Origin of the sequence: Pseudoalteromonas phenolica (assembly GCF_005876835.1) — a bacterium.
Classification (GTDB): domain Bacteria; phylum Pseudomonadota; class Gammaproteobacteria; order Enterobacterales; family Alteromonadaceae; genus Pseudoalteromonas; species Pseudoalteromonas phenolica_B.
In genome coordinates, this window is record NZ_PPSW01000013.1 from 39,079 (window position 1) to 49,893 (window position 10,815).

The 10,815-nt window shown below is 41.1% G+C and carries 14 protein-coding genes; 4 read left to right on the plus strand and 10 right to left on the minus strand.

From position 1 onward, the window contains the following. Window positions 1–7: 7 nt before the first annotated feature. The 4 genes from C1E24_RS09390 to C1E24_RS09405 are packed head-to-tail and all read right to left on the minus strand — an operon-like array spanning window position 8 to window position 2,397. Window positions 8–508, minus strand: a complete 501-nt coding sequence (locus C1E24_RS09390; protein WP_138480823.1) for a gamma-glutamylcyclotransferase family protein — start codon at window positions 506–508, stop codon at window positions 8–10. Between the two features lie 2 nt (window positions 509–510). After that, window positions 511–1,137, minus strand: coding sequence for a LysE family translocator (locus C1E24_RS09395; protein ID WP_138480825.1), 627 nt, complete (start codon window positions 1,135–1,137; stop codon window positions 511–513). Then, window positions 1,121–1,912 (minus strand): hypothetical protein, encoded by a 792-nt coding sequence (locus tag C1E24_RS09400; RefSeq protein WP_138480827.1) that lies wholly within the window; start codon window positions 1,910–1,912, stop codon window positions 1,121–1,123. Before C1E24_RS09400 ends, C1E24_RS09395 begins: the two co-directional genes overlap by 17 nt. Before the next feature lie 2 nt (window positions 1,913–1,914). After that, a complete protein-coding gene (locus C1E24_RS09405; RefSeq protein ID WP_138480829.1) occupies window positions 1,915–2,397 on the minus strand; it encodes a CreA family protein in 483 nt (160 codons plus the stop codon). Between the two features lie 54 nt (window positions 2,398–2,451). On the opposite strand from C1E24_RS09405, the gene C1E24_RS09410 reads away from it, so the two are divergent. The 3 genes from C1E24_RS09410 to C1E24_RS09420 all read left to right on the plus strand — a co-directional run bounded on the left by C1E24_RS09410 (window position 2,452) and on the right by C1E24_RS09420 (window position 5,302). Beyond that, complete coding sequence (locus tag C1E24_RS09410; RefSeq protein ID WP_138480831.1) at window positions 2,452–2,781, plus strand: 5-carboxymethyl-2-hydroxymuconate Delta-isomerase; 330 nt, start codon at window positions 2,452–2,454, stop codon at window positions 2,779–2,781. A 57-nt stretch (window positions 2,782–2,838) separates the two neighbouring features. Continuing rightward, complete coding sequence (locus C1E24_RS09415; RefSeq protein ID WP_138480833.1) at window positions 2,839–3,543, plus strand: pseudouridine synthase; 705 nt, start codon at window positions 2,839–2,841, stop codon at window positions 3,541–3,543. A gap of 130 nt (window positions 3,544–3,673) precedes the next feature. Next, on the plus strand, window positions 3,674–5,302 hold the full coding sequence (locus C1E24_RS09420; RefSeq protein WP_138480834.1) for a methyl-accepting chemotaxis protein: 1,629 nt from the start codon (window positions 3,674–3,676) through the stop codon (window positions 5,300–5,302). 80 nt (window positions 5,303–5,382) lie between these two features. On the opposite strand, the gene C1E24_RS09425 is transcribed toward C1E24_RS09420, so the two are convergent. The 4 genes from C1E24_RS09425 to C1E24_RS09440 form a co-directional block, all read right to left on the minus strand. Continuing rightward, complete coding sequence (locus C1E24_RS09425; RefSeq protein ID WP_138480836.1) at window positions 5,383–6,558, minus strand: mandelate racemase/muconate lactonizing enzyme family protein; 1,176 nt, start codon at window positions 6,556–6,558, stop codon at window positions 5,383–5,385. Between the two features lie 8 nt (window positions 6,559–6,566). Beyond that, window positions 6,567–7,334 (minus strand): class II aldolase/adducin family protein, encoded by a 768-nt coding sequence (locus C1E24_RS09430; RefSeq protein WP_138480838.1) that lies wholly within the window; start codon window positions 7,332–7,334, stop codon window positions 6,567–6,569. 131 nt (window positions 7,335–7,465) lie between these two features. Next, complete coding sequence (locus C1E24_RS09435) at window positions 7,466–7,786, minus strand: c-type cytochrome (protein WP_058030971.1); 321 nt, start codon at window positions 7,784–7,786, stop codon at window positions 7,466–7,468. 54 nt (window positions 7,787–7,840) lie between these two features. Further along, window positions 7,841–8,383, minus strand: a complete 543-nt coding sequence (locus C1E24_RS09440) for a DUF2058 domain-containing protein (protein WP_138480840.1) — start codon at window positions 8,381–8,383, stop codon at window positions 7,841–7,843. A gap of 260 nt (window positions 8,384–8,643) precedes the next feature. Here C1E24_RS09440 and C1E24_RS09445 point away from each other — a divergent pair, with 260 nt between their 5' ends. Continuing rightward, window positions 8,644–9,786, plus strand: coding sequence for an MFS transporter (locus C1E24_RS09445; RefSeq protein WP_138480842.1), 1,143 nt, complete (start codon window positions 8,644–8,646; stop codon window positions 9,784–9,786). Here C1E24_RS09445 and C1E24_RS09450 read toward each other — a convergent pair. Together C1E24_RS09450 and C1E24_RS09455 are read right to left on the minus strand one after the other, a co-directional pair. Continuing rightward, complete coding sequence (locus tag C1E24_RS09450; RefSeq protein ID WP_138480844.1) at window positions 9,759–10,274, minus strand: prolyl-tRNA synthetase associated domain-containing protein; 516 nt, start codon at window positions 10,272–10,274, stop codon at window positions 9,759–9,761. The two genes, C1E24_RS09445 and C1E24_RS09450, sit on opposite strands and share 28 nt — an antisense overlap. Continuing rightward, window positions 10,267–10,629, minus strand: coding sequence for a hypothetical protein (locus C1E24_RS09455; protein WP_240721978.1), 363 nt, complete (start codon window positions 10,627–10,629; stop codon window positions 10,267–10,269). Before C1E24_RS09455 ends, C1E24_RS09450 begins: the two co-directional genes overlap by 8 nt. Window positions 10,630–10,815: the final 186 nt, after the last annotated feature.

The following is a 10,815-nucleotide window of genomic DNA, read 5'->3' on the forward strand; positions in this document are numbered from 1 at the left end:
TGTTCTTTTATAATTTGTGAATGGCCCATTCTCTGGCAGCGCGTTCAAGATTGCTATCGCTTTGCGATGCTTGTGCTGAGATTTGAGTTATATAATGTGAGTTAAACTGATGCTCTTGCGCGCCTTTTAAAACGTGCTCAACGTACCAATCAAAAGGTAGGTGTTTATTTATAAAAGTATTGGCAATGTAACTCTGAGCGATGAGTACTTCTCCGCATGGACGGACAATCTCCACCGCTTCACGGTCGTATCGTTCACCTTCAATTTCATCGAGTCTCGCAAGCTCTTCGTCATCTAACGCATAAAGTACACCGTGAACAAACACCTCGCGCTGCTTTGCAGGCACAATATTACACTTTGCTGAGCCGTCGGTAGAAAGCATATCAAACGTCAATTGATAGGCATATAAAGTGCCCACACCAAGTAATTCAGCATTGGGTAAACGCGCAAATAGTCTAGAGGTAGACATATTCGAACCATAGGCAAAGTTAATGTGTTTCTTTTTCATTGCTATACCACCACTCGAATTGCCAAGGCAATCAGTACAACACCTATGCCTCTATCAAACCAATGCCCTGCTCGATGAAAAAAGGCACGCACAGATTGCTTACTCAAAACCATACTTAAAAATGAGAACCATGCCCAAGTTGCTAATGCCATATAAAGACCGTATATCGCTTGCATTGAAGTAGGCGTTGTTGGCGCAATAACAAGTGTGAATAATGACATAAAGAATAAAGTCGCTTTAGGGTTCAATGCATTAACCAAAAAACCACGTTTGAATGCTTTAAAGGATGATTCAGCTTGAACACGCTCCGCGGTATCTATATCGCCATCACCAGATGCCGGCTTGGCTCTAAGCGCTTGCACACCCATATAGGCTAAATACGCACCCGCCACATACTTCAAAATTGTGAATAGCTCAGGTGAATTTGCCAACACCAGTGCCACCCCCAATAAACAATATGCGACATGCACGAATATACCCAACCCGACACCGGCACTGGTCCATAAGGCGTTATTGCGCCCCTGCTGAATACTCTGCTTTAGTACAATGGCAAAGTCTGGGCCTGGGCTTGCCACCGCAAAAAAATGCGCAATGGCGATTAATAAAAACTCATCAAGATAACTGAGCATGTCGCTTCTCTTCTAACGCTAACAAGTATGGATTTGCTGACTCATTTAGCAGCGCCTTAATCTGTTTTTGCGCCTGTTTATACATACTACGCAAATGAGATTTTAGATGCTTCTTACCATCAACTTGCGGCTTGAAATGACAGATCAGTGCGTGCATAAACACGGTCTGAGGTTCAGTAAGCGCCGCTTGCCTGTTGGCATAAGGGTTATAGCAAGAGCCACAGCCACCTTTAAATTGATAGACGGTATTGCTCATCATCACGCCAAAACCTAAATAACACGCTAATGCATCACTGGCTGCAGGAATTTGCTCTTTCCCCCCCGGCGGCATAACACCTTTTTGATAAATCATCATCAAAGCGAGGCTTCCTGCCAAACTGGCAACAAGGTCTTGTGGTTGATTAATCTGGTTTGGGTTATAAGACAAACTCATTGGGATACTTGGCGGGTTAACGATCTGCGCATCCGCTCCACGGTTAGAGCCGACAAATTGAAAAGGCGCAATTTGCTGAGGCATCATTTGATTCGGGTTAACCAGTTGCACAGGCCAAACTTGCAAGCCCGCGTAATCACGCACGCGCTTAAACACAGTTTGCGCCATTTGCTCAACACTTGAAACCTGATCAGGGAAAAACTGCCCTGTCGGCTCGATAACTTTCGTATGCTCTAAGAAATATTGGCCATCAAAGTTGTCGCACGCCCAAATAAAGGCATCGATCAACCAGCTTTCTTCTTCTTTTGATACTAAGGGTTTTGTTTTAAATAACGACAACATATTTATTTTTCTTTATTGGTCCAGTTCCACGCCTGAGTGTTATACAAAGGCACGCTCGATAAAGCATGATGGTGACTACCGCTGGTCTCTTTAGTTGAATAAGACAAATACAATAAGGTTTGCGTATCGGCATCGTAAATACGACGCACTTTTAATGATTTAAACAAAATACTTTTAGAGGCCTTAAAAACCACTTCACCATCTTTTGATAAATCTATTTGCTGTAACTGCTCGGCAGTAATCGGGCCTGTTTGTCGACAGGCAATTGACATATCCGAAGGATCTGAAAAATCTAAATCCGCTTCTATATGACTTATATGGCAAGTCACACCTGTTACAATAGGATCTTGCTTCGCTTTAACCACCACATCTTTGGTAGTAAATAAACCTAAACTGACTTTAGCGGCGTCATCACTACAACCCATTAAGCCTAAAGTTATCAAAATAGTCCCGAGAGCGCGTTTTAAAAACATCTGACAATACATCTATATTCACATAACATAGCGTTATTTACGCATAATTAACGAGCGAAGTCATCTATGCCGCACTTTATCATTGAGCACTCAGAGAACTTACATATACAGACCGAAGAACTGGTCGCAACCATTCATCAAGCTGCAATTGGTACAGCGCTATTTGATTTAACGACGGTAAAGACCCGAGCAAATAGTTTTCAACATTTTCAGCTTGGTAATGGCAAAGCTGGATTTGTCCATGTCCAAGCCCATATCATGGCGGGACGTGAAGTTGAGAAAAAGCAGTCTCTCAGTGAAACCTTACTGTTTGCTTTAGAAGATTTACTGGGCTGTGACTATCAACTCAGTGTTCATGTTTACGATTTATTGCCTGAAGTATACAGAAAGAACTGATTTAAAATATCGGCTTTCGTATAATGCCATTACAATGCATTACAAAAGTGATTTAACATGAAATTTCCTTGTCGATTAGATAAATTCGTTAGCCATATAACTGAGCTACCCCGCTCCAAAGTCAAAGCAGGTATAAAAAAACGTAATGCAATAGTAAATGGAGAGCTGATCACTAAGTTTGATCACCCAATCACACAAGATGACCATGTTGAATGGCAGGGTGAGCATATAGCTTATCTGGGCTTGCGCTACTATATGTTAAACAAACCACAAGACTATATTTGTGCCAATAATGACGAAATACACGCCACCGTGTTCGATTTACTTAATGAGCCCAACTTAAAAAACTTTCATGTTGCAGGTCGACTAGACATCGACACCACAGGCTTAGTTCTCATCACCAATGACGGCGATTGGTCACACAAGGTCACTTCTCCTAAGCAGCAGAAATTTAAAACTTATTTGGTAGAAACCCTAGAGCCTATCAGTGATGAAATGCTCTCTCAATTAGAGGAAGGTGTAATGCTACATGGTGAAAAAGATGCAACTTTACCTGCAAAAGCAGAGCGCTTAGCGACGTACAGCTTAAGACTCTCTATTTGCGAGGGTAAATACCACCAAGTAAAACGCATGCTCGCAGCAGTTGGAAATAAAGTTGTTGAATTACATAGAGAAAATATTGGTGGTATCGAGTTAGATGAAACGCTTTCACCAGGTGAATACCGCGCTTTAAATGAACAGGAAGTCCAACTCATTCGCTAATAACCATATAAATATGCAGGGTTTATGAAAAAATATCACATCATTAATCCTGCATTTTTACAATCCTCGCTTAACATCTGCCCTATAATCATGATAGACATGAAAGACTGAATTAAGTTAGGAGTCCGTCGTGCTGTCAGGTATCACATTAAGAATAAAAATAATTTTATTTACTGCGGCTATTTTCATCTCGCTTTTAGTGGTTGCAGTATTTGGTTTACAAGCGCTTCGTCACGCAAGTGAAACAGATAACATTGCACGCATAAACCAACTTATGAAAAGCACGGTCAACATTGTTGAACAGTTTGAACATTATGTTGCCACAGGCGAACTAGATGAAGCGCAAGCTAAGAAGCTAGCCACCGAAATGCTTCGGGAAAATAAATATCACGATTCAGAATATGTGTATGTGGTAAACGAGAAGCTCGACTTTATTGCAACCCCACATGATCCTGAATTACAGGGCACCAGCTTTAACGATTTTAAAGATGTCAGCGGTCAAAGCATAGGGCAGAAAGTAAAAAGGCTAGTCGGTAACAAAACCAATCGTATTATCACCTATCACTGGGATTCTGTCCGTGAAGGAGAAGTCGTTGACCTCACTTCTGTTGTTCAAAAAACATCTCGCTTCGGCTGGTATATTGGTACTGGTATTAGTATGAAAGAAGTCAGTGAACGCTATTGGAATACTGCTCAATGGCTTTTAGCTATATCTCTTATCATTGCAACTGCTTTAGCTTTTGCTTTGGCTAGGTTTGGCTTAGGTATATCTAATAAGCTGGGCGCAGAACTCGATACTGTGCTTTCGATCGTAAAACGTGTATCTCGCGGTAATCTAAGTACAGATATTAATACCAACAACGCCAATGAAGAGAGCATCATTGCCGCCATGCAATATATGCAGCAAGGCTTAAAAGGCGTTGTCGATGGTATCCAACATGTGAGTACTGAATTGCAATCACAAAGCCATGATGGTGAAGCTCGTTCCGAAGAGTTAGAGCAACTTACCCGCAGCCTAAGTGAAGAGACCCAAATGGTTGCTTCGGCCATCACTGAACTGACCGCCTCGGCGCAAACTGTTGTTGAACATGCAGAACAAGCCGCTTACTCAGTACAAGAAGCCGAGCAGCAAGGTCAAAATGCTGATAAGCAAACGTCTGAAGCAGCACAAGCAATCGCACTATTAGAACAGCAAATTGATAGTGCGGGTAACAATATTCGCATTCTAGATGATGAAGTTAAGAATATTGCGAATGTACTTAGTGTTATTCAAAGCATTGCAGAGCAAACCAATTTACTTGCGTTAAATGCGGCCATTGAAGCTGCCAGAGCGGGTGAGCAAGGTCGAGGGTTCGCTGTAGTAGCTGATGAAGTTCGCCAATTAGCGCAAAGAACTCAATCAAGTACTGAAGAAATTCATACCATGATTGGTAATCTTCAATCTGCGACACAAGAGGCTAAAAACTCAGTGAGCTTAAGCGTAGAAACGTCTGAAAAAACCGTGAAGATGTCTAAAGATGCCAGTGATGCTTTACAAATGGTTGCCAACTCACTAGGCGCTATCTCGCAGATGAGCCACCAAATCGCCCATGCAGCCAAAGAGCAGCTTGCAGCTGGTGAAGATACCGCTCAACGTGTGGTCACCATCTCTGACACAGCGGCGCAAACTGCTAATGTATCTCACCATGCTCATAGCGCAACAGACAGCATTAAAGGGTTAACAAAAGACCTTGAGCATGAGATGGCTAAGTTTAGTTAACTCTCTTCAGTTAATTATCTAGCCTCATAAAAAAGGTCACTGAAATGTGACCTTTTTTTGGTTTTCGTGGCGCTTAGTTGTTATTTGATCTCAACACGCGTTGAACGCATAACCACTTCATCATTTAGCTCAATACCGATACCAGGTTCTTCAGATACTTTGAATACACCATTTTTAGGCTGAGGGTCTTGAATACACAGTTCACGATTCCATTTCTTGATCGCATAAGTATGGTGCTCATGAATTAAGAAGTTAGGAATAGCCGTTTCTAAATGAAGCGATGCAGCTGTTGCTACAGGACCACCACATACATGCGCTTGAATACGAACATCGAAGATATCAGCGTAATCACACACCTTCTTAGTTTCAGTAAAGCCACCGCACAAGCCAATGTCTGGCTGTAATACATCAATGCTTTGATCTTCTAAATATGGACGTACACCCCAACGGTTATATAAACGCTCACCACCTGCTATTGGCACAGCCACTTTATCGGCCACTTTGGCGTGTAAAGAATGATTTAAATAATTCACCGGCTCTTCGTAATACATACAGTCAAACTCTTCAGCAATCTCACCAATTTGAATGGCTGATGTAGCACCTGGTAAACTATGACATTCAAAAATAATATCGACTTCGTCCCCTACCGCTTCGCGAATAGCAGCCATACGCGCACGGTATAATTTCATTTCAGCACGAGAGATAAGCTTAGTACGGTCATAATATGTATTACCATCTTTATCATACTGAATCGGATCAACTTTAACCGCGTCGTATCCTTCAGCAATCGCTTTGTGTGCTGCTTCCGCATATTCATGAGGTTGCACAAGAGCTTTAAATTCATCATCCCAGTCAAACTGTAGTTGCGACGCATAGGTGCGAAGCTCTGGGTTTACCTTACCACCAAGAAGCTGATAGACAGGCAGATTTAATGCTTTGCCTTTAATATCCCAAAGTGCGGTATCAATGGCACTCATCGCTGCGTAAACAACTGGACCACCACCTAATCCCCAGAAACTTTCACGTAGCATACGTGACCAAAGCATTTCTGTTTGGAATGGGTCATGACCGATAAGAAACGCTTCTGCCATTTCTTTGATCATACTCGCTGCCGCACTGTGGCCTAAGTCATAGGCAAGGCCTGCTTCACCTACCCCACTGATACCTTCATCAGTATGAATACGAACAAAAACTGGAGTCCAAGCTGGTCTGTCTGGACAATGGATATCAAAAACTTCGACGCGAGTTACTTTCATGTTAGCTCCTATTCAGCAAAGCTAGGGTCAAGGCGGTACGCTTTTCTTAACATTGCAGGCCAGGCTAACTGGCCGCCAGTGCTACCGCTATGAACAACATTTGCTTGATTATAAATATTATCAATGATTGGTTGAGGCACAGGCACAGCTTTTTGGCCCGTCGCTTGAATCGCAACTTGAATTTCACAAGCGCGCTGTAAATCATAAAAACGCATAAAGGCATCACCCACTGTTGGACCCACAGTCAAACCACCATGATTAACTAACAACATATGATTGGTAGTACCTAAATCATTCTGCAGGCGCGCTTTTTCGTCTTCATTCACCGCTAAGCCTTCATAATCGTGATAAGACAGCGAGGGCAGTGAGAACATAGAATGTTGGCTTAATGGCAATAGACCACATTCAAGGCTGGCAACAGCGATGGTTTCTTTTGTATGTAAGTGGATCACACAGTGAGCGTCTTCTCTTACTTCATGAATAGCACTGTGAATGGTGAACCCAGCAGGATTTATTTCAAATGGCGTGTCATCCAAAATATTACCTTGTAAGTCGACCTTCACTAAATTAGATGCTGTCACTTCATCAAAACTCAGACCAAATGCATTCACCAAGTAATGATCTGTACCCGGTAAACGCGCAGACATATGCGTATAAATTAAATCTCCCCAACGCATATGCTCAACTAGACGATAACACGCAGCCAAATCAACACGAAGTTGCCACTCTTGTTCGCTGACTCTGTCTTTTAAGTTGAGTTTTGGTAGTTCAAACATAATTTGCCTTAAAATATTAACTTGGCTCAACCAGCCAATTTAGAAGTTTAGAAGTCTAAATGACTCTTGTTCGATGTTCAATAAAATAAAAACCACCGACATGCGGTGGTTTTTTCATAATCCAGTGAAGATTACTTAACTTTTGATAGATAATCTGCAATCGCTTCTAACTCAGCGTCAGATACATTTGCAACCATCGCTTTCATTGCCATAGACATGCCGTTAGCGCGCGCGCCAGATTTAATGTCTTTCATTTGGTTAAGTAGGTATGTTTTGTTTTGACCATTGATTTTAGGGTATGCGTCCATGATAGGTGCTTTACCTTCAGCACCGTGACATGTTTGGCACATTTTTGCCGTGTATAACGCTTTACCATCTGCAGCTTCTGCATTGTTTGCAAATGCAGTGAACGCAATGCCTGCACCTAAAACCAGATATTTTACTTTACTCATAATTTTCTCTTCTTGTGTGACTATATGAATTCTTTACTTGCCCCAATCACGACTTTACCAAGTTAGATCGTCTGGTATCTCATAACCCGCATATGGGTCGTCTTCATCGCTTTCTGCCGTATCGTCAGCGACATGGAAAACAATGTATTTTTCGTCAACTTCAGCGATCTTACGTGCTGGCTCGTCTTGAAGTACATAAAACTTATCTTCAAGAACACAAATTGCTAAACGGCCTTTTGATAGGGCTTGCTTAGTTTGCTCGTTCACATCCAGCTCTTTTACTTTATTGTCGTAAGTAAAGTTGAATGTAACTTCACCACGAATTTCGTCTTGGTTGTGATGCTCTAAAATTTGTTTAACACGCGCAACTTGCTCGCGCTCTTTTAACTCTGCTTGCTTAGCTTGATTTAGCTCTTCGGCTTTGCGCTGCTGTTCAAGCTTTGTTTGTTCAATATGCTTTTGTAAGTCAGATTGATCACTTGTCGCGCCTTTTTTCTTTTTCTTCTTTTGTGCTTTACGTTTTTCGGTCTTAGCAACTTTGGCTTTATGCTCAGTTGTTAAACCTGCTTTTAGTAATTGGTCTTGTAGAGAACCCATGCTGCAACTCCATGAAAATACGATTCCCAATATATTAACTCAGATGCACGACACGACAAAGAGAGGTGCAACTGCAATCTAACTAAAGTAAAGCAAATAAAGTGTGATTTAGCGCAAAAAATTACCAACTAATTGATAAAGCTTTAAACTTAATGCGTTTCATGCATTAACATGCTCTGCAATTTAACTTTATATTTAACTAGCCTATTTAGGTTTAGCACAATAGTTTCTTATTTGCGCTGTTTTGGGTATCAGACACCATGTCATTATTTAAATTACTGCTTTGCTCTGTCTGTACATTTTTAGTCTTATACGCCCCTCAGCCTCTACTACCTATTTTTTCTGAGCTATATGATGTTTCAATTGCAAACAGTGGAACATTAATGACTGTGACTATGCTCCCACTTGCCATCGCACCACTTTGCTACGGCGTTATGCTGAATCAGTTCAATCCATTGTCAATTTTGCGTATCGCCTTATTGATCCTTGCTGCAAGTAACTTACTTTTTGCCTATTCAGATTACTTCTCAGGGCTATTAATTTGCAGACTTATTCAAGGACTCACATTACCTGCAGCATTAATAAGTATGACAAGTTATATAGGTACCACTTTTCAAGGTGATGCGTTACAAAGAAATATGACTCTGTATATTGGTAGTTCAATTATTGGGGGTTACTTAGGCAGGATGCTTGCAGCAAACTTTGCCGCATTTTGGCAGTGGCAGAACTTTTTCTACTTAGTTAGTGTCAGCTTAATAGTCCTTGCGATGACCATTCCTAAACAAGTTAAAAGAGAAGAAAGTACTAAAGAAAAAATAAAGCCCTGGCTGCATTTAGTGCATTTAAAAGATACGGCTCTATTACGCCTATTCGTCGCAGTATTTTTCATGTTTTTTTGCTTTGCCGCATTACTGAACTTTTTACCTTTTATTGTGCAAAACCAATACGGCATTACGGATACTAAAGAAATCGGTTTTATCTACACGGGCTATTTGGTCGGAGCAATTTTATCTGCGTGCACGCCATGGCTTAATAAGAAAATTGAAAACGCTTGGGCACTACTAAGCCTGATGTTCATTTTATATTGTGTAAGCAACATCATGCTTACAAGTCATATATTCAGCTTATTCATTGTCAGTTTTACCCTTTTCTGTGGTTGTATGTTCGTTATACATGCAACCGCAGCGCCATTAGCAAACAAAATTAGTACCGCACCAGCTTCGGTGACTAACGGTGCATATGTATCTTTTTATTACAGCGGTGGCGCACTTGGGTCATTCTTACCTGGGGTTATCTTTGAAGAATATGGCTATATCGCGTTTTTGGCTTGTTTATTAGCTTGTTGCTCACTCGGACTTATTGCATGCCTTGCAAACTACAAGCAAGGTACATCTATGACTTGAGGCGCATGGCCTGTGTACTCAAAAAAACACTTTAAATCTGCTTTATTTAACACCCAAGTCTGATCATTGAAAAATGGGTGACATTGAAACTGTTCAGCCCGCCATAGGCTTGACTCTACCCATACTGCCACAGCTTGTTCAGTATCATTGAAAACCGCTAATGCTGAAACGCAGCCCGGTTTAACACCTAGGTATTTAGCTAACCGTTGAGATGATGCAAATCCCAATCGCGATAACTTTTGCTGTTTAGACAGCGCTTTTAAATCTACCTGATAATCAGCAGGCACCAACAATAGGCAATGTCGCTTACCGTAGTTATCTCGTAAAAATAGATTTTTTATCCTTACACCAACCCGGTTGAGATTAAGTTTGTCTGCATCTTGGCACGTGTTTAAAGGCGGGTGTTGGTATTTTATTGCATTGATATTCAATTGTTTAAATAAGCTCTCTAACTCAGATAACTTACTAACTTCTGTAACTTCAGTCACGACACTGACCTCTTAATTGCACCTTACGCTCTTTCCAATATACTTCTTCAATATCATAACCTTGCTGGCAATAATCCTGCTCGTCTAGTGCCGTTTTTAGAAGTTGTACCGCACGCTCTTCTAAGGCTAACTTTAATGCAGGAGAGTCTTCGATATGTTCTTCATTTAAGAACATCTTAAACTCAGTGCGTGAGATCTCTTTTCGAGTATCTAACTTCACCCGAGCTTGTTTCTCAACGGTCACAATGAAGGCAAATAATTTTGAGCCGTTATCAGCCAGACGTGTATGTAATGTTTGATCTGCAACTTTAAAAGGCTCATCAGGCTTTGAAATACATCCAGACAAAAGAACCACCATAAGTGTAAAAAGAAAAGGGAGTTTCAACATAGTTAACAAACCAGCACTCTTATTATTTTGACAATCAGTGTAACAAAGCACGCAAAAACTTTGGGATTTTTTTAACCTCAGTATTGACGGAGAAATAAAAAAAATATAAATTTCTGAGCGTATCCAGTCTGGAATGTGGGGCTATAGCTCAGC